Source organism: Luteolibacter luteus (assembly GCF_012913485.1).
GTDB lineage: Bacteria > Verrucomicrobiota > Verrucomicrobiia > Verrucomicrobiales > Akkermansiaceae > Haloferula > Haloferula lutea.
Genome location: NZ_CP051774.1, coordinates 3,886,873 through 3,906,142, shown reverse-complemented (window position 1 = coordinate 3,906,142; position 19,270 = coordinate 3,886,873). Strand labels below are relative to the sequence as shown.

The following is a 19,270-nucleotide window of genomic DNA, read 5'->3' as shown; positions in this document are numbered from 1 at the left end:
GGAAAGCTAGCCAGCCGATGATGCGGACAATCGCAGCAAGCTGTCGTTCTACTCGGCCGGTTTCGGAACAACGCTGACCTTATCGGCTCCGGGGAAGGTCTTTGGACGAGGAATCGTCACCGCGTCCGTCGCCACCCATTCCACGGACCGCTGCAACACGGTACGGAAGCCGACGCAATCGTAGGTCGTGGGATACTTGTCGTTCGTTCCAAGGTGACCGGGAACCAAAGTGATCACCTTTCCTTTGCCATAAGGAATCCACCAAACCATCGGTTCATGGACGCCGGTGCCGCCGCTTTCCTTGGAGGAAAACGCGGTGGCCAGAACATGGACATCTTCAGCCGGGCCACGCTGGGCGTGATAAAGCTCGTCGCTCCCGTGCATCCAGACTTCCGGAAGATCCTTGAAGATCGGATTCTTTTCGTCGCGGGTTTCGATGGTGTAGGCATGCCCCGCACCGTGGCCGCCACCAGGCCCCTGGCCTTTCGGCTGGCGGACCTGCTTCAGGTTCTCATCGAGATAAAGCCGGTCGCCGTAGTTGGCATCACGCCACAGAAGGCCGGCCATTCTTTCGAACTCCTTCCACCCCGTAAACGCATTGTTCGCCGCGTGGACGAGCACCACGTGACCGCCGTCATTCACATAGCGGACAAATTCCGCTTTCACCGGCTCGGGCCACATCTTGCCGTTGTAGTCGCTCAGCACGACATCGTACTTCTCGAACTTCGGCGACCAGTCGTTCCAAGCGTCATCCGGCGCGTCCTGCGTCGGGGTGGTGCTGACGCTTACGTCAAAGCGGCCGGTTTCATCGAGCAGATCCTTGATGATCGGAGTGCTGCGCACCCAGTCGTGATTATTCTGTCCGGTAACGATCAGCACCGTGACTTTCTTCTGCCCGGTGGAGATCGCCGCGCCTACACCAACCAAGGTAAGGGCGGACGCTGCGATGATGGATGGGATGAGGCTCATTTTTTCGAATCGGCGAAGACTTGAAGCTCGTGGATCGACCAGAAATTCCCCGGGGCGTTTCCGAGCTGTTTGATCCGGATGAATTTGGCAGGCGTCGCGGCGAAGAGGATCTCGGTTAGAGCGTTCTTACCATTTCCCTTCGCAATCGGCTGGCTCCATTCGTTGCCATCCTTGGAGACCGTGACTTCATAGCCGCGCGGATAGTCGTTGGCGGATGCACGGGTGTCCAATTGCAGGCCGGTCACCGGCGTCTCTTTCTCAAGCTCGATCTGGAACCACATTCCGGGCTCCATGAATTTGTTGGTCGAATAGCGGGACTCGGCACTTCCATCAATGGCCCGTCTTGCTTCCCCGCCGTTGGCGCTGGCAGTGACCTTCAGTTTGTTGCTCGGGATGACCTGCGGCAACTGGTCATGGAGTTCTTGATAGGTCCACGGCTGGGTGCGGCTGGAGATATCCTTGCGGGCCTGGGCCACGTCGGAGGGATTCACAAAGCTGCCGTGATTACCGAAATTGTTGCGGACGTAGCTCAGGACCGAAGCGATCCACGCGTCGTCGTTGCTGTCCATGGGGATCATCAGCCCCTCGTATTTCTTGCCATCGATGTCGCCCTGCATTCCCTTCAGCAGCACATAGATTCCGCCATTCGGATTACCGTTGATGGTCTTCGATCCCCCGAGCGGAGGAGCCAGCATATGCTCCGACCCGGCAACTTGAAGCCCCATCCCCGTCGCTCCGTGGCAACTGGCGCAAAGCGTGGCGTAGATCTCCTCACCCTTCTTCAAGACGGCACGTTCCCTGTCCGAATACTCGGCAAGCTGCTGTCCCGGCGAGAGCATGAGGTAAGCTCCGATCTCCTTGATCCCCTTGGCCGAAGAACTCAGCACCGTGTCCGAGATCACTTTCTTGGAATCAGGCCATGCCAGATACTTCGCGCTCATGCAGGCCTGCAGGGCCACGTTCGGATCCGCGTCCTTGGCGAGTTTTTCGATGTCCACCTGGAATGAAGCATCGCCTTGGCGGAAAAGCGTCTCGCTCACCCGGATGGCACCGGCCCGGACCTGTGGATCGGCGTCTGCCATCGCGCTACGAACGATCTCGGGTGTGGCAGCGTCCAGACCCTGCAAGGTCCACAGCGCATGCAAGCGGGTCAGCGGGCTCTTATGCTGCTTAACGACGCGCTCCAGAAGCGGCACCACGGACTTGTCCTGGCGCAGCACGATCAAGCGCTGGGCCGTATCACGCCACCATCCGTTCGGGCTCGCGAGATGGGCTGCAAGTTGCGCCGTCGTTTCTTCATACATCCGCGGCTGCTTCACCTTCTGGGTCGTGTTGTGCACCAGACGCCAGACGCGGCCGTGACCGATCACCTTGTCGAATTGATACTGCTCCACCACCTTCCGGAGATAGCTGCCAGGATTCACCCAAGCGGACTCCTGGATGATACCGCGGTACATGTCCGTGATGTAGAGCGTGCCATCGGGAGCATTGCTAACGTTGACCGGACGGAAACAAAGGTCCGTAGAGCGGAGGAACTCGGATTTCTGGTCCTGATAAGGATTGCTCAAGACCTTGAGCCCGCCGTTATTGGTGACTTTCGACCGGCGGACCAAACGTCCCACTGGCTCGCCGAAGAACACGTCGCCGAGCAGTTCCTTCGGAAGCTGGTCCCCGCGGAACACATCGATACCGGCTCCCGAACTGAAACTGTTGAGCGTTCCATCCGGCTCCCGCACCTTGCCCAGGCCGCCTTGGAAATCCCGAGCCCCCACCGCAGGGTAGAGGGTTTTGAAGCCATCCGCAAACTGGTCCTGGGGATTGAACATCCCGTAGACGACCGGAGCTTGGAAGCTCAGCGGGCCCTTCTCGCCGCCGGCATTGACGTAGTAGAGGCTACCCTGGTCATCGTGGCCCAGACCCCACTGGCCGTCGTTGGCCTTCGTCTCCTCCTTCTTGATTCCCTTCGGCGTCCAGCGCAGGCGGAAGCTGTTATAGGTCGTGTAAATCGCGTTATCGATCGCCCACACCAAGCCGCTCGGCTGGTGCTCAAGGTTTCCCCCGCGCGGACCGCCTTCCCACCAGAGCTCCTTCTTGTCGGAGACGCCGTCGTCGTTGGTGTCGGTGTAGAGGTAGAGGTCGAGGGTATCGGTCTCATTGACTACGATCTGCCCCTTGCCAAGCGGCAGGATCATCCGGGGCAGCACCAGATTGTCGACGAAGACGGTGTGCTTTTCGTAGGTTCCATCACCGTCGGCATCCGTATGCATGGAGATCCGGCTGGTCGGCTTCCGCTGATCCTTGCCATCGATGTCCTGCATGTAAGTCCGCATCTCGGCGACAAACATCCGGCCATTGCCATCGAACACGGTCACCACCGGCTCTTCGATCACCGGTTCGCTGAGGACGAGGTCCATGCGGTAGCCTGGCGGCAGCTCGAAGCTCTTCGCCGCCTGTTCGGGCGTCAAAGCTTTGACCGGCTGGACTTCTTCGGCATGCATCGCCGTGACCGACGCCAGTGAAAGCAAAAGGATCTGGGGTTTCATCGCTTGGGTATAGGACGTGAGCGCAGTAAGGCGGATCATTCCACGACTTCAAAAAACGGCATAGTCCTCAGAACGGGGACACCCGCCCCGGGTTTCGCGGGGGAGAGCCGGGGCGGCACGGCTCACTTGAACAGCGTAGCCCGCTTGACCATTCTCCGTCACCGCCCGAAAACCAGCACGCTGCCGCTCCAATTTCCCCGCGGCAGCTTGACCGATTCCCCCTTCCCCACCTGCCTCGTATAGACCTTTAGAACCGTCTCCTTCGCGTCGCTGTAGCGGATCCCTTTTCCGGTTTCGGCCCATGAGCTCAGATCCACCGCCAGTTCCGAAGGCATGGTGGCAATCGTCAGGATCGTCGCCTCCTTGGCAATGACTTCGACCAGACCCTTCTCCCCTCCGGCGAGACGCACGAAGGAACTCCCGGCCAGCGCCTCGGGAACATCATCCCATACGTAGCCACGATTCGAGAACGCTTTCTCGCCATCCCGAAGAGTACCGATCTCGAAGGCCGTCCCTTTGATGGAAAGCCCCGACGCTTCATGCACCATCACCGCGAGCTCTGGCATCGGCACGTCGTCCTTGCGACTCAGCTCGCGGAATTTTTCCCAGCGGTGGAAGGTCAGGAAATTCGCATCGTGGTTGTTATGCGCTCCACCTTCTTCATCGTCCCAAGCGGTGCGGCAGGCAGCGACAAGGTCATCGCCATCGAACTGCCAGTCGACATACTGGAAGCCGTGCTTCGAGACGTCCGGATGATAGAGGAGCAAGCTCCGCGTCTCCCATGTCCGCAGGTCCTCGCTGTGGACAAGTGCCAGCGAATTCCGCACGCCGCTTGGCCTGCCGAGCGAAGCATCCGCGTGGCGTTCCGGAATGATCGTAGCAAGCGACCAATAGCCGTCACCCTGCGGATCCTTGCGGATGGTGAATTTCTTCGCGCCGCCGGGGAAATCGATGAAGCCTTCCGATGGGTCGAAACTGGCCGTGCTGCCATCCTTCGAAATCCTCACCAGCGCTGCTTTCTCCGGCACCTTGGAATTGTCCACACGCAGGACATCCAGCATCCCGCCATCCGGGCCCGCCACCGCATTGCCCTCCAGCCACGCGCGGAAATCTCCTTCCAGCCATGATGGATCGCGCGGGAGGGGATTGCTAAAGGTCCAGCTCTTCGAGTCCAAAAGATCGGCATCCACGGGCGCCGACATCATGCGTGCGCGATAACGCTCGCCCCACTTGGTGCCGCCCTCCGCATCCTCAATTGCCCGCCAGAGCCGCCCGTCATGTTCGATCACCGGCATCGGTGCTGTGTGCCACTGACCCTCCGCAAGTACGCCATCCGCAGTAGTCAAGGGATCGCTCCAGGTCTTCCCGCCATCTGCGGAGCGACGAATCACCACCCGGCCGTGATGCTTGTCGGTACCGAGCACATAAACGGCATCCCGATGAACGAAGAGGCCCTGCCAGAAGAAGCCCTCGAAGTCCCGCACATGGCTCCAACTCGCTCCGCGATCCGTGGAACGATACAGCCTGCCTTTCGCCAGCTCGTGTTCCTTGCTCGCCGGGCCGAAGAGATCGTGGCTCGCCAGGTAAGTACCGTCTGGCAACACACACAGAGAAGGCGACCCGATATAGAGCCCGCTGGAGGCATGCGAATGATGGATCACGATCCCGGGTGGCGGGGGCGACGCAGCCAAGGCACTACAAAGCGTGAGGCTGACGGGAAGGAAGGCCAGCAGACGCAGGAAATGAAGGGATCGGATCATGGATCGAAAGAGCCGGATACGCCTACCTTTCCGCCGGTGCTTTCAGCCCCGACAACCTTGCCCGGTCACAATACCGACAGACAAGGAGCTCTTGGTCCTGGTTCCGCTCCGGGGACCTCTGTTTTTTTCCGCCCTGTTCCGCCTGTTAAAAGTGGGAAAATAACAGGCGTCGTTCCCAAGTGTGAGAAATTGGCAGTTGAAATCTTTCCGGCCGGTATTTCAGCCGGTGAATTCTCAGGAACTTCGATCCGCAGATGCAGTGCATGTTGGCGCCAAGCTTCGCAGATCGCGGTGATGGCTTTCTACTGCCAGTTCCGACTACTGCCATCGAAGCATGGCCGAATCCCTCGAAGCTCCTCGCGTTTTCAACAAGACTTCCTCCGCGCTCCACGGTTGCATGGATGCCATGCGATGCTCCCGCACCCTCCTCTTCATCGTCTTTCTCACCCTCAGCGGGCGGATCACAAGGGCTGCGGAGATCGAAACAACGCGGGTCGCCATCGATCCCGGAGCACGGCAAGGCACATGGGAAGGCTGGGGAACATCCCTCGCATGGTGGGCCGCGGTCTTCGGCGATGACAAGGAGCTGGCAGATGCCCTCTTCACAACCAAGGCAGTCCGCATCAACAACACGCTCCTGCCCGGACTCGGAATGAACATCGTCCGCTACAATGCCGGCGCCTGTGGTTGGCGCGAGGTCAACGGGCGTTCGATGGCGGTCTCGAAGATCATCCACCGCTATCGCCAGATGGAAGGATTCTGGCTCGATGCCCGCAGCAGTGATCCCGGATCCGACAGCTGGGATTGGTCGGTCGATGCCAAGCAACGGAACATGCTTGCCCTGGCCCGGGACCGGGGTGCGACCCACTTCGAGCTCTTCTCGAACTCGCCGATGTGGTGGATGACCCGCAACAGCAATCCATCCGGCGGCCCGAAGCCAAGCGATGACAACCTCGCTCCGGAGCATGAGCGCAATCACGCGATCTACCTCGCCACCATCGCACGGCGCGCCGCGGACCAATGGGGCATCCACTTCACGACCGTATCCCCTTTCAACGAGCCCCGCTCGGACTGGTGGTTCGCCGACTGCAAACAGGAAGGCTGCCACTTTTCCGTAGAAGCCCAGGCAAGATCGCTGCCCCTCCTGCGCGAGGAACTCGACAAGCGCGGTCTGCAGAAACTCCCGATCGCAGCCTCCGAGGAAACCTACTACGACCACGCGATCGGCACTTGGGAGCGCCTCGATGAAAAGACGCGCGCCCTCATCGGCCAGGTCAACGTACACGGCTATCAGGAAGCAAAAGGCAATCGCGCGAAGCTCCACAAACTCGTGCACCTCGAGGGCGGCAAACCACTATGGAACTCCGAGTATGGCGATGGCGATCCCTCCGGACTGAACATGGCCCGCAATCTTCATCGCGACCTCGCCGCACTGTGTCCCACCTCATGGTCCTACTGGCAGCCCGTCGACGGAGGGGGCTGGGGACTCATCGCCGGTGATATGCGGGAGGGGCGGATGCAACGCATCAATCCGAAGTGGTTCGTACTCGCGCACTACACCCGCCACATCCCTCGTGGCGCGATAATGCTGACCACGAAGGAAGAGTCCGTGATCGCGGCCTATGACGAACGCAGCGGGAAACTGGCCATCATTTGTCTGAACGACAGCGAGAAAGAACGGGAGTTCCAGATCGACCTCTCCGGCTTCGCCTCCACCGCCTCCACCGCCAGCTCTTGGCTCACCGAACCTCGGGAGCGCTCGCGTTACGAACTGCACGAAAAGCTTCCCCTTAGCGGCAAGCTCCTTGATCAGAAGCTGCCAAAGAAGTCGGTCCGGTCCTTCGTCTTGGAAGCGCGACCGGAGAGGCAGTGATCAAACCTGCACGATCAAAATACCTTGCCGCTCATCTTTTAGCGGCACGCTCACGAATCCGTGGTAAAATGTGACAAAGTTGGCTGCCCCGGAGAAAACCGGGAGATGGTATGGCCGCGCACCTGCGACAGGATTGCGTTGCATAATGACCGATGTGTCACAGTGGGCGTGGCAATTTGACACCTAGAGGCCCCTCTTTGAACGGGGTAGTTGTCGCACCTCTTCATGCAATTGTTTGAAAGCCAATGGCTGGCCCGCAACTGCGCAACCGGGGCATGAGCTTTGCTAGAAGGTATCAACGGAATCAACCCCTCTGCGTAACTACTACGTAATTACAAATTTGGGGCTGATTTTAGGAATAAAAGAAGGCGCTACGGCGTTAAATCCTTAGAACCCGGGAGCACCGGGACCCTGCCATGTCATACGATTCCGATTCCAGTTTGAAGGTCTACCTTCGGGAGATCTCGCGGACTCCCCTGCTTACCCCTGAAGAGGAAGTGAAGCTCGCCAAGAGGATCAAAAAGGGCGACAAGGACGCTCGCACCCACATGATCAAGGCGAACCTTCGCCTCGTCGTAAAGATCGCGCAGGACTACTCCGGATACGGACTTCCGATTTCCGACCTGATTTCCGAAGGCAACATCGGCCTCATGAAGGCGGTGGAGCGCTTCGACCCCAAGAAGGGTGGCAAGCTTTCGACCTACGCCGCCTGGTGGATCAAGCAGTCGATCAAGCGCGCTCTGGCCAACCAGAGCAAGACGATCCGCCTGCCCGTCCACATGGTGGACAAGATCGCCAAGATGCGCCGCATCTCCACGCTTCTCGCCGAAGCCCTCGGTCGCGAACCGACCGATGAGGAATTGGCCGAAGAAGTGGGTCTGCCGCGCCGCAAGCTGGCCATGCTGAAGCAGGCTTCGCAGCGCCCAACCTCGCTCGACGCGCCGATCAATGAAGGCGAAGCGACCGAGTATGGTGAAATCATCGGCGACGATCGCGCGGAAGACCCGCTCGAAAGCCTGTCCGAGAAGAATCTTCACGGCGAGCTGAGCGGCCTGCTTGACGTCCTCGACAAGCGCGAGCGCCGGATTATCGACGAACGCTTCGGTCTCACCGGCAAGACGCCGATGACGCTGGAAGAAGTCGGCCGCGAATTCGGTGTGACCCGCGAACGCATCCGCCAGCTCCAGAACGTGGCGCTGACCAAGATGCGCAAGGCTCTTCGCCGCAAGGACAAGCCGCTGCCGAAGCCGGTGGACGGCGGCCTGCAAGCGACCTGAGAAAGCTCTACTACGGTGGATTGTTTGATGCAGCCGCGGGGCAACCCGCGGCTGTTTCTTTTCCCCGATCAGCGCGCATTCTCCGGAGATGGCCTCAAGGCATGCGGCTCGATGCCCTTCCCAACCGAGCGAGCGAAGAAGAACAGCCGGTCCCCCAGCGGGGTGATCATCAGCGGATCGGCATCCGTTCCATTTCGCGCGGCGTGCATGAAGCAGCTTTCCGCAGTCCCGGTGGTGGACCAGATGTTCCTCCCGTTTACCCCATCATCGGCGGCAAAGAAAAGCCGTCGGTTAAAGAACAAAAGCTCTGCCGGAGACGAGCTGCCGAACCCGGCTTTCAAATCCGCAACAATCGTGGTGCCTTCCGGCGTGCCGTCGGTTTTCCACAGCTCCTCCCCGTAGGCCGCGCCGTCATCGGCGACAAAATACATGGCGTCGTCACCGACCGCATACATCGCGGAGGTGTATTCCAAACTGCGCTGACCGGAGCCTTCCGCGATGTCTTTCAGGATAAAGGTTCCCTCCGGCGTCCCGTCACTCCGCCACCATTCGTTTCCGTGTTGCTTGTCATCGGCCAGGAACAAATGGATGTCACCGAGGCCGGTCGAGGCCGACACCTCCGAGAAACCCTCCGCCACTTTCACTGTTCCAGCCTCGGTGCCATCGCTGGTCCAAAGCTCGGAACCCCGGCTACTTCTGCTGCCGACGAAGAACGCCAGCCTCCGGCCAACAGCGGTGAACAGGCTCAGCGACGAACCGCTGGCACCGGGGCGGAGGTCTTTCACCAGACGCGGCGTCCCTTGGATCAAAGCCCAAAGCTCCGCACCGTGGATCCCATCATCCGCCCCGAGGTAGAGAGTCTCCCCGACCTGCGCCATCGGAGAACGATGATAGGGAGAAAGCATAAGACCATCCGCAACCGTCACGGGAAAGGTTCCCTCGGGCGATCCATCCGTTTGCCAAAGAAGCCCGTCCTCGCCTGCTTCGTCGAACTCGAAGTAGGCAGTCTTTCCCACAACCGCAAAAGGATCCGTAAGCCCTTCCGACCCTCCATTGCTTGTCAACGGCCGGGTTCCCTTGCGACTTCCATCGCTGAACCAGACGTCCCAACCGTGATCCTTGTTCCGCGCCCGAAACAGCACCCCCTTGCCGAAAGGAGTGACGGTCACGGGATCGGAATTCTCCTCACCGGACATGATGTCTCGGATCATCTTGGTTCCGACCCGGGTCCCGTTGGTGACCCACAACTCTTCGCCATGTCGGCCATCATTCGCCCGGAAGAAGACTTTTTTACCCGAACCGGCGGCAGTGCGCTCATACCATTCCAGTGAGATGGACGAGCCATTCAGCTTTTGCGGCTTCATCAGTGGTCGTGTCCCCTCTGAGGTGCCATTTGTCTGCCAAAGGCTACCCGCCGGCAAGGCGAAGTAGCTGCTGAAGAAGAGACGTTCTCCCGCGACTTCCAAGAAGCTCGGAGAGCTGGAATCCGCACCGGGCCCAAGATCCGCCACAAGCCTGGTGCCCGCCACGCTTCCATCGCTGAACCATAGTTCCGCGCCATGCTGTCCGTCGTTCGCCCGAAAGTAGATCCCGTTCGCCGCGGGAGTCAGGTCGTGGAGGATCGGGCCGCTATACCCTTGGCGAAAGCCCTTCAGAGGATAGGTCCCGGAACTCGTGCCATCCGATCGCCACAACTTCCCCCCCGCAACACCCTTTCCGGTGGTGAAGAACAGCAAGTTCCCTGAAACCATGAAGTCATAAGCAGGGTCCGATCCCACGGGAATTTGGGAGAATTCCCCAGAAGCATGGTCTCGAAAGCAGAGCCAGGACTGGCTATCTACGCCCGAAAGATTGAAGGCCAAGCGGCCCCCGAAAGGTGTGAATTCTCCCGCACTGCTCCATCCGGAAGGAATGGAAGGCGGAACAAGAGCCTCCGCGATCCCTAGCTGGTCATTCCCACGCCAAAGGGAGCCGTTGCCGAGCCCATCGCGAAAACCAGCAAACCAGTGGTCACCATCAACGACCAAAGAAGTCACTCGAGAGTTCGACTCCGAGGACAATTCGACCACTGGAACTGTCCCGGCAATAGTCCCATCGGATTTCCAGATATTCCGCTGGTTCACCACGAACAACAGTGTCTCACCAAGCATCGCAGGGTGCTCAACACCTTCAAATTCCCGGTAAGGGAACGTTTCGTCTTGCGGCCAGATCAGAGGATTCAATTCCGAGGTACCCTCCTCAGTCCCATCGGTGACCCACAAGCTAGGCCGATCCCAAGACCAACCGAATCCCGGCCCGAGTGCCATAAGCCAGAGTTTTGACGACGAAGCAGCAAGGGGAACGGGACTTCCGTCGAAGTAGGAAACGAAGTCCTTCACGAGATACGTTCCCGCTTCGGTGCCATCTGAGCACCACAATTCGATTCCGTTCGAACCGTCGTCCGCGGAGAAGTAGACCTTATTCCCAATCGTATGGAACCTGGAAGGAGAGGATGATTCGTGACCGGGTCGGATGTCCTTTATCATCCGGGTGCCCTTCGTTGTTCCATCGCTTATCCACAGCTCCTGCCCTTGGCTCTCCGACCAAGCGGAAAAAACCACGCGTGAACCGAGGACAGTGATTCCCTCCACCCGACGGGAACCCGAATCCTTCCCTCGCTTGATATCCTTCAAAAGCTTCGGAGAGCTCTGAGAGAACGCACAAGCAAAGCTACAAACGAATAATCCAGCCACGCGGGGGAGCCACATGTGCTTCAACAGACCGGATGAGATGAGATGCCGCAAGCGATTCGTTTCACCAACTTCTCTTGAGCCGATAAGGCTCGCTTGAGATGGTAATCGCCAACGCTCGAGTTTCTTATCCGGAGTATGAAAGAAGCGGCCCAGAGCCCTACCTCCAAGCGGGTTACATCTTGAAGTCCTCGCCGAGGTAATGCTTCCGCGCGGTAGGATCATTGACCAGTACCTCGGACGCTCCTTCCAAGATCACGCGGCCATCGTGGATCAAGAACGCGCGGTCCACGATCGAGAGGGTTTCCCGAACCGAGTGGTCGGTGATCAGAATCGCCAGGCCATCGCGCTCGCGGAGTTCCCGGACGATCGCCTTGATGTCTTCCACTGCGATCGGATCGATGCCCGCGAAGGGCTCGTCCAGCATCAGCAGACGCGGATCCGTGCACAAGGCGCGGGCGATCGCGAGGCGGCGCTTCTCACCCCCGGAAAGCGCGATCGCCTCCGAGTTCCGGACCTTGGTGATCTTAAAGCGTTCCAGCAGATTCTCCGCGCGGGCAATGCGCTCTTTCTTTCCGAGCCCGGGGCGCGTCTCAAGCACGGCCAGCAGGTTCTCGAAAGCGGTCAGCTTCCGGAAGACCGACTCTTCCTGAGGCAGGTAGCCGAGCCCCAGGCGAGCGCGGCGATGCATGGGCATCCGCGAAATATCATTCCCGTTGAACTGCACGCTACCGGCATCCGGCGGCACGAGCCCGGCGATCATGTAGAAGGAGGTCGTCTTGCCGGCACCGTTCGGGCCTAGCAGGCCGACGATTTCACCCGGTGAAACCCCAAGGCTGACGCCGTCCACCACGGCGCGACCGCCGTAGCATTTGCGGAGACCTTTGGCGGAGAGGATAGCGTGTCCGTTTGAGGAGGAAGGAGACGACATCGGTCAGCGATTCTTCGGGTTCTGGGGCTTTGGGTTGCTCTGGTTTTTCGGCGGGGTCTGGTTCTTCGCCTTCTTGTCATCCGCCTTCGGAGGCGTGGAGAACTCCCCCTCGAAGAGTTCCTGGTTCCCCGTCACGATCTTGGTCGGCTCGCCATTCTGAGTGTAGATGAGGATGTAGGCATCCTCCCCCACGACCCGTTGCATTTGGTCGCCCTTCATCACCCACGGTGACCCGCCCCGCAAGATGATCTGCTCCTTCTCGATGTCGTAAATCAAGGTGCGGCCAGAAGCCATGATCATCTCCTGCTCCTTGCCGTCCTTCGTCTTGCTGGCGGACTTGTAATTGATCCGCACCGCAGGTCCGGTCGCGACGAGTCGCTTGGCGGAGCCGAAATCGCCCTTCTTTTCCTGTCCGAGTTGCTTCGCCTTCTCCTTCGCAGCCCGCATCTGCTCCAGCATTTCGGGCGTCGGAGGAGTCTTCTCGACGACCGGCTTGGCTTCGGACTCCTGCGGCTTCGGCTTGCTCCCTTCGGGGGCATTCGGATCAGGGATCTTGCTTTCCGGTGAGCCCTTCGCCTTCTCCTTCGAGCGGTCTTCGTCCGCCGACTTCGGCTCCATGAAGACCTTCAGCTCGTCTGCGCCGGAAAGTTGAAGCTCCGGATTCTTCACCTCCACTTGTTTCAGGAAAATCGCCAGACCCGCAATCGAGTCAAAGTAGGCACCATCCTTCGCGGTGATCGTCGTCTTCAGCGGATTGTCCGGCAGGTCCGGTGCCGGCACATCGCCGGTCGCGGGCGCGGGCGCGGGCTCCGCCATCAACGCGGTGAGAGAAGCGGTACGGAAGAAATCGTTCATCGTCACCCGGGCTCCCTCGGCCTGCTCCTGCGCCTGACCGAAGGCCTTCTCGGCCGCTTCGTCATGTGCGGAGAGCTGCTCCTTCTTGCTCGCGGACTCTTCGGAAATCTTCGCGAGCTCCTCCGGCTTCAGGCGCAGCTCGGCGAAGCGCTCCGCCGCGGTAGGCTCCTTCGGCGCTTGCGCCGGCAGCGGATGGGCACCGGCCATGAGGAGGGCACCAGTAGCAAAGGCGGTGCGAACGGGTTGGGCGTTCATCGAAGTTTTAAGATCGAGTTCGGTGACGGCTTTGACGGGGCCGTGGAGAAAGCCCCGTCTCTTTGCAGTATCAAAAACAAGCGCGCTGCCGTCCGCCGTGAGCTTGTTGGAAATAATCGAAACAGGCTCATCGGAGATGAGCATCTTCTTCGCCGGAAGAAAGCGTGCCTTCCTCATCGCGACCCGGGCACTCTGGACCTCCTTGGCATCGTACATTTCGATGAGAAGGTTCTTCGCGTTGATCCGGTCCTCACTGACGATCACCAACTCGTCCGCCTTCACCTCGGAGGTGAGCTTCAGGTTCCTACTGTAGCTGGGCAGGGTCACCCCTTTCAGAATGCTGCCATCCGGAAGCAAGTTGCTCTGGAGAAAGCCGAGCTCTTCTTCCGGCTCCCCTGCCGCGGGCTCTTCGACCGGCGATGGGTTCTGGGCCTCCGCCGCTGCAAACCCCAGCGCCGCGCAGAGCAAGCCGCGGGCAATCTTACCTGCGGAGAACGGGCTGGGAGCGTGGCGGAGAGGGTGCACGGAGAGTTTGGGGAAGGATCAGGCGCCGTGAGCGGCGTGATGAATGGCCACCAGTCGGACGAGCAAATCTTCCAGAAATTCGAGAGGAATTTGATTCGGTCCATCGGAAAACGCGTTCTCCGGGTCGGAATGGGTTTCCAGGAAGATCCCATCGACACCCGTGGCGATCGCGGCCCGGGCCAACACCGGAGCCAACTCGCCATCACCACCGGTGGTGCCGCCAAGTCCGCCGGGACGCTGCACGGAGTGGGTGGCATCGAAAACCACCGGCAGGCCTTCCTTCCGCATCCAGTAAAGGGAGCGCATGTCGGCGACGAGGTTGTTGTAGCCGAAAGTGGTGCCGCGCTCGGTCAGGACGAAGTTGCGGCATTCGAAGGCACGCAGCTTTTCGGCGATGTTCACCGTGTCCCATGGAGCGAGGAACTGGCCCTTTTTTACATTCACGGCCCGGCCGGTCTTCGCCGCGGCTTCCAGCAGGTCGGTCTGGCGGCAGAGGAAGGCAGGGATCTGCAGCAGATCGATATGCTCGGCCGCGATCTCCGCGTCTTGCGGGCTGTGGATATCTGTCGTGACGGGCACGCCCAACTCCTTGCCGATCTCACCGAGGATCCGGCAGCCCTCCTCCACCCCGGGGCCGCGGAAGGACTTCACGGAGGTGCGGTTGGCTTTGTCGTAGGAGGCTTTGAAAAGATAGTGGATGCCGGTGCGCTTCGCGATCTCATCGATCGAGCGGGCCATCTCCCAAGCGAAGGCTTCCGATTCGAGGGCGCAGGGGCCGAGGATGAAGAAAGGGACAGGGCCGCCCACAGGGACGCTGCCGATTTGGAACGGTTCGAACGACATGATGAAAAAATTCGCGGAAATCGGGGAGAAGAGCGAAACGACCGTTTAGCCTGCCGCTTTTTCGTATAGCGGAAGCAGGTTGGCAAGGGCCGTCCCAAGCAGTTTTTCCTCCGTCTCGGTCAAATTCCCATGAGTTTTGGCCGCCAACATCTCCAGCGAGTCGATGACCGATTTTGCGGCCCGGAGATTGAGGGTCTTTTCCCCGGTGGCGGGATGGGGAATCTGGCCGAGGAAAAGCCCGGCATTCTGCGCCTGCAGGATGACGAACTCATTGAAACGCGGATCGGCGGAAGGCATGGCCGGAGGGTGGAGCCGGGATCGGAAAATTCCAAATCCCAAAGTTTCCCGCCTCCATGTGGGATTCGCGCCGCCCCTCTTCTGCTTTCGTGAAATCTGTGTGAAATGCGACAGTCTGTCTTGAGATTTATATCAACTCTTGATGCACTACGCCGTCCCTTCCCTGACCCCGGCCAGCTTGCTGTCCTAGCGGGGATGCGGAACGCTGCCCACCTCTCCGCTTAATCTTTCATCCTTCCATTCATGGGATTCTCCGACCTCCTCTCCAGCGGCCGCGGCCCTGGTGTCATTGGCACCCTTATCGCACTCCTCGTCTTGGGCGGCTTCGGCGCCCTCTTCTTTGTCTTCGACAAGGATATGGAAAAAGCCGGCGGCAAGAAGATCGAAGCTGTCGTCCGCGACCTGGGCCTCGAACTTGATGGCAAGAAGACCCAGAAGGCCTCCTTCGAAAAATTGATCGCGGAAGCCGAGCCCCTGAAGGGCCAGGACTCCAAGATCCGCGAGCTCACCTCCGCCACCCAGACCAACGCCACCCAGATCGAGGAACTCAAGGCCAAGATCGCGGAAGGCAGTGCCGCCATCGACGCCGAGACCAAGGATTGGGAAGACTACAAGGTCGCCTATCGCAGCCATGTCTGGAAGCAGGCCGAAGGCCAGGAGATCCGCGAGATCAAGGGCATCGCAAGCGGCAAGGTCTATCCAAAGGGCACCATCCGTTCGGTGGACCACACCGGCATCCGCACCATCGATTCCACCGGTATCAAGACCATCCCGCTGGATGATATTCCGGATGATCTCCAGGACCAGTATCAGCTGACCAAGCAAGGCGCGGATGAAATCAACGTCGCCACGACCAAGGCTGCGACGGAGCACTTCGAAAGCACCGAGCTGTCGCAAATGAACGAGCAGCTTGTCTTTGCGAAGCAGAAGCTCGCCCAGCTGGATGCCAAGGCCAAGGAGTTGGATGGCAAGGTCCGCACGGGCAAGGAGAACCAAGGCAAGTTCCACACCGCGATCAACCGGAAGAAAGGCGAAGTCCGGTCCGAGAAGTCCAAGAGCGGAGGCATCAGCCGCGCGCCTCAGATGGAAGCGGAACTTCGCCAGTTGCAGAATCAGGAGCAGGCAAACGAAGCGGCCATCAGCACCAACCAGCGGGCCGCGCAAGACGCGCGCGCCGAGGCCAACAAGCTGCGCGACACGATCCGCGAGCAGGAGGAAGCCTTCATCAAGCGTCGCAAGGAGATCATCGAGAAAAAGGCCGCGGAGGAAGCCGCCGCGGGAGCCGCGGCCCCGGCAGCGGCCCAGTGAGGCCACCCCCGGGACCAAGAGGTTCCCTCTTCCCCTGCCGGGACTATTCCCGCGGGAGGACCCGCACCGTCACCGGTGCCTTTTCCAGCAGAGCCCCGGCCGCGGATTTCACGTCGCCGGGGCTTAGCTTTTGGAAGATCCCGGCAGCCTCGCGGTGATGCGTTACCGGCAGGCCGAACAACACGTCGATGGCCGCCAGACGCGCAATCGAAGCCGGTGCCTGCATGCCGAGGGCCAAGCTGGAAAGCACCGTAGCGCGGACCCGCTCGAAGGCCTCCTCCGGAATCCCGTTGTTGGCAATCTTGGCGATTTCCGAGGAAAGCTCGGCCTGCGCCAGCTCCACCTGTGACGGATCGGTAGCCATGTAGAAGCCGAAGAGACCCGTGTCATGGCCATGGAACTGGGTCGCGCCGACCTGATAGGCCAAACCGAGGTCTTCCCGGATACGGGTGAAAAGCGGCCCGGCCATATCACTGCACCACTCCTGAATCATCCGCAGCGCAAAGCGCTCCGGAGCCAGCGCTGAGCAGCCCGGATAGGCCAGGGCGAGCACAGCCTGCTTCTTCGGAAGGTAGGCTTCGATTTCGAAGTCGGAGGCGGTAGTCGCCGCCGGTGGCAGCCATGGCGAACCTTCGGGCAGACGTCCGATGCCCTCGGCAAGCAGGTCCTTCGCTTCAGAGATATCAAAATCCCCGGCCAGCGCGATCACCAGATTCCTGCCTTGGAAGTGGCGCGAGTGATGCGCGGAGAGCGCGAGACGGTTGAGATTCGCCAGCGACTCCTCGGTTCCCAGAGCGGGGAGGCCATAGCCTTGGCCTTTGAAGAGGTGATGGCGCGCCAAGCGGAAGGCCGTGGAAAGCGGATCCTCGAGCGACTCGCGCAAGGAGGCGAGCTGGCTGGCCTTTTCCCGCTCGATCGAATCGCCATGGAAGGCAGGCTCGGCGAGCACCTCTGCCAGCAGAGGAAGAAGCACCGGTACATCCGGGGAAAGGCCCGAAAGCTGGACCAGCAGCGCATTGTTGCCCGTGGCCGCGCCCAAGGTCGCCCCGAGCGATTCCAGACGTCCGGCCAGCTCGGCCGCGCTGTGGCGGATCGTCCCTTGCGGCAAGGTCGAGGCAAGAAGCGTGTTGAGGCCCGAGGTCGCTTCCGTTTCCGAGACCAGACCCGCCCGCACCGCGACCTGCGCCGTGAGGATCGGCACCCGCGGATCCGGCAGCAGCGCCAGAGTCGCGCCATTCGGCAGGGTGATGCATTCCGGCTCCGGGCGATGGCGGCTGGCGGGCTTCAGCGCCGCCGGAGCAGGCGCCTCCTCGGGATCGAGAATGGAAATCGTCAGTTGATCCTCGGTAAGTTTCCCGACCGCGCGGCGGACATCCGCTGCAGTGGTCGCATTCAGCGCTGCCAGATAACGGCGGGTGAAATCGAGGTCACGGGCTTCGTGCCAATTCGAGGCCAAGTCAGAGGCGCGGCCGGAAGCACTGGTGAGCGTCTTGAACTGGCTCGCCGCGATCTGGCGGCGGGCCTTGGCCAACTCGTCATCGATGGCGCTGGAAGGCAGCTCCTCGAGTTCCGCGAGGATCGCTGCAATCAGTTCATCGCGCTTCTCCGGCTCCGCTTCCGCGGACACGGCGAAGATTCCATCACGTCCCGCCTGGCTCCACGACCATGCGGAGATCTCCAAGGCGAGCTCCCGCTCCTCCCGCAGCCTGCGGTAAAGGCGTGCCGAGCGGCCGCGGCCAAGCACGGCAGCGGCAAGTTCGTAGGCGGGCACATCCGGATGGCCCAGCGGCGGGATCTTCCACGCCAGGGTGACCCGGCTGGCTGGCACCGCAAAGGTCGCACGCCCACGGCGCGGCCCAAGCTGGACCCCATCCTCCGGCACCACCGGCTCGGCACCACTGCCACGCACAAAGCCGCCGAAAAGAGCTTCGATCTTTTCCCGCACCTCTGCGGCATCGAAGTCACCGGAAATGCACAGGCAGCAGCGGTCCGGCGTGTAGCGGCGGCGGTGGTAACCGGTGAGATCGGCATAAGTGATCGCATCGAAGAGACCGCGGTGTCCGATCACGGGATGCCGGCGCGGATCCGCGGTGAAGGCGGTGGAGAACATCAGGCGGCTGGCCACGTCGTCCGGATCGTCCAGCCCCATGTCGATTTCCCGGCGGATCACATCCTTTTCCTTCTCGAATTCTTCCTCGGGGATCAGCGGGGCGAAGATCATGGCCGCCTGCACTTCGAGAAAGGTTTCCAGCCCGCTCGCAGGACCATCGATGTAATAAACCGTGCGGTCGAAAGTGGTGTAGGCATTCCAATGACCGCCCGCCCCTTGGACCGTTGTCGCCAATTCGTCGGCGCCGAATCTTCCGCCGCCCTTGAAGACCATGTGCTCCAAGAAATGAGAAATGCCGGAGCCTAGAAGAGACCCTTCATGTAGGCTGCCGGTCTCCACCCAGAGTTGGGAGCTGACCACCGGAGCCGCCGGATCGGGATCGAGAATCAACGTGAGACCGTTGGGGAGCGAATCGAGCGTGGCGGCGGTGGCGGGGTAATCCATGAATTTCCGGCTTGGACGGACAGAAATGGAGAGGATACACCCCTGACATGCAACGGTGGATCGTCGTAGCGGGTGTGTTCGTTCTCTGTCTTCTGATGGGAGGGGGTGCTTTTGCCTATTGGAAGAGCAAGCAAAACGCCCCTGACTTCACCTATGTTCCCCTGCCCTTCCATCCGGACGCCACTGAGGAGCAAAGACAACAGACGGTTACCGGGATGAAGGAGAAGCTGGTAACTCAGGAAACCCTCACCCAGATCGTGCGGGACTGCAATATCACCACCACGTGGGGCCTGGCTTCCGAGCAAGCCGCCGTGGAGGAGGTAAAGCGGCGCCTGATTTTCGAGGCTGGCGAGACCAAGCTCAAAGGAATCCCGACCCAGACCCTGAACATTGGCTTCAAGGGCAAGGTTTCGGAGCACGATGATCTGGTCAAACTTTCACAGCGGCTGATGGAGGACGTGCAACGCCTCATGGCACCGCCCGAAGCGCAGGATGCAGGGCCGGTTCCGGCCAAATTCTGAGGCATTGGCCCCAGAAGGCGTTGAGAATGC

At 60.5% G+C, this 19,270-nt stretch carries 13 protein-coding genes; 4 read left to right on the top strand and 9 right to left on the bottom strand.

The window, feature by feature from the left end; all coding sequences use genetic code 11:
- Nucleotides 1–48: 48 nt before the first annotated feature.
- The 3 genes from HHL09_RS16110 to HHL09_RS16100 form a co-directional block, all read right to left on the bottom strand.
- Nucleotides 49–969: a ThuA domain-containing protein gene (locus HHL09_RS16110; protein ID WP_169455647.1), complete on the bottom strand. Its 921-nt coding sequence runs from the start codon at nt 967–969 to the stop codon at nt 49–51.
- A complete protein-coding gene (locus tag HHL09_RS16105) occupies nt 966–3,551 on the bottom strand; it encodes a DUF7133 domain-containing protein (protein WP_169455646.1) in 2,586 nt (861 codons plus the stop codon). The genes HHL09_RS16110 and HHL09_RS16105 overlap by 4 nt, the downstream gene beginning before the upstream one ends.
- 119 nt (nt 3,552–3,670) lie before the next feature.
- Entirely contained in the window at nt 3,671–5,272 is a 1,602-nt protein-coding gene (locus HHL09_RS16100; protein WP_205760858.1) for a sialidase family protein, read from the bottom strand.
- 334 nt (nt 5,273–5,606) lie between these two features.
- Between HHL09_RS16100 and HHL09_RS16095 the strand changes: the two genes are divergently transcribed.
- Together HHL09_RS16095 and HHL09_RS16090 are read left to right on the top strand one after the other, a co-directional pair.
- A complete protein-coding gene (locus HHL09_RS16095; RefSeq protein WP_169455645.1) occupies nt 5,607–7,145 on the top strand; it encodes a glycoside hydrolase in 1,539 nt (512 codons plus the stop codon).
- A gap of 416 nt (nt 7,146–7,561) precedes the next feature.
- On the top strand, nt 7,562–8,422 hold the full coding sequence (locus tag HHL09_RS16090) for a sigma-70 family RNA polymerase sigma factor (RefSeq protein ID WP_169455644.1): 861 nt from the start codon (nt 7,562–7,564) through the stop codon (nt 8,420–8,422).
- A 68-nt stretch (nt 8,423–8,490) separates the two neighbouring features.
- Here the strand turns inward: HHL09_RS16090 and HHL09_RS16085 are convergent, their stop codons facing one another.
- From HHL09_RS16085 to HHL09_RS16065, 5 genes are all read right to left on the bottom strand, one after another.
- Nucleotides 8,491–10,200: an ELWxxDGT repeat protein gene (locus tag HHL09_RS16085; RefSeq protein ID WP_240963642.1), complete on the bottom strand. Its 1,710-nt coding sequence runs from the start codon at nt 10,198–10,200 to the stop codon at nt 8,491–8,493.
- A gap of 1,126 nt (nt 10,201–11,326) precedes the next feature.
- The gene (gene lptB, locus HHL09_RS16080) at nt 11,327–12,082 is read right to left on the bottom strand and encodes an LPS export ABC transporter ATP-binding protein (protein ID WP_169455642.1); all 756 of its coding nucleotides are present in this window, start codon (nt 12,080–12,082) and stop codon (nt 11,327–11,329) included.
- A 3-nt stretch (nt 12,083–12,085) separates the two neighbouring features.
- Complete coding sequence (locus HHL09_RS16075; RefSeq protein ID WP_169455641.1) at nt 12,086–13,717, bottom strand: hypothetical protein; 1,632 nt, start codon at nt 13,715–13,717, stop codon at nt 12,086–12,088.
- A gap of 18 nt (nt 13,718–13,735) precedes the next feature.
- Nucleotides 13,736–14,560, bottom strand: a complete 825-nt coding sequence (kdsA, locus tag HHL09_RS16070; RefSeq protein WP_169455640.1) for a 3-deoxy-8-phosphooctulonate synthase — start codon at nt 14,558–14,560, stop codon at nt 13,736–13,738.
- Nucleotides 14,561–14,605: 45 nt separating this feature from the next.
- Nucleotides 14,606–14,857, bottom strand: coding sequence for a DUF1844 domain-containing protein (locus tag HHL09_RS16065; RefSeq protein WP_169455639.1), 252 nt, complete (start codon nt 14,855–14,857; stop codon nt 14,606–14,608).
- A 243-nt stretch (nt 14,858–15,100) separates the two neighbouring features.
- On the opposite strand from HHL09_RS16065, the gene HHL09_RS16060 reads away from it, so the two are divergent.
- Nucleotides 15,101–16,165, top strand: coding sequence for a hypothetical protein (locus tag HHL09_RS16060; protein ID WP_169455638.1), 1,065 nt, complete (start codon nt 15,101–15,103; stop codon nt 16,163–16,165).
- A gap of 43 nt (nt 16,166–16,208) precedes the next feature.
- Here HHL09_RS16060 and HHL09_RS16055 read toward each other — a convergent pair whose 3' ends face one another.
- Nucleotides 16,209–18,719, bottom strand: coding sequence for a M16 family metallopeptidase (locus HHL09_RS16055; protein WP_169455637.1), 2,511 nt, complete (start codon nt 18,717–18,719; stop codon nt 16,209–16,211).
- A gap of 47 nt (nt 18,720–18,766) precedes the next feature.
- Between HHL09_RS16055 and HHL09_RS16050 the strand changes: the two genes are divergently transcribed.
- Nucleotides 18,767–19,240, top strand: a complete 474-nt coding sequence (locus HHL09_RS16050; protein ID WP_169455636.1) for a hypothetical protein — start codon at nt 18,767–18,769, stop codon at nt 19,238–19,240.
- The last annotated feature ends 30 nt before the right edge of the window (nt 19,241–19,270 follow it).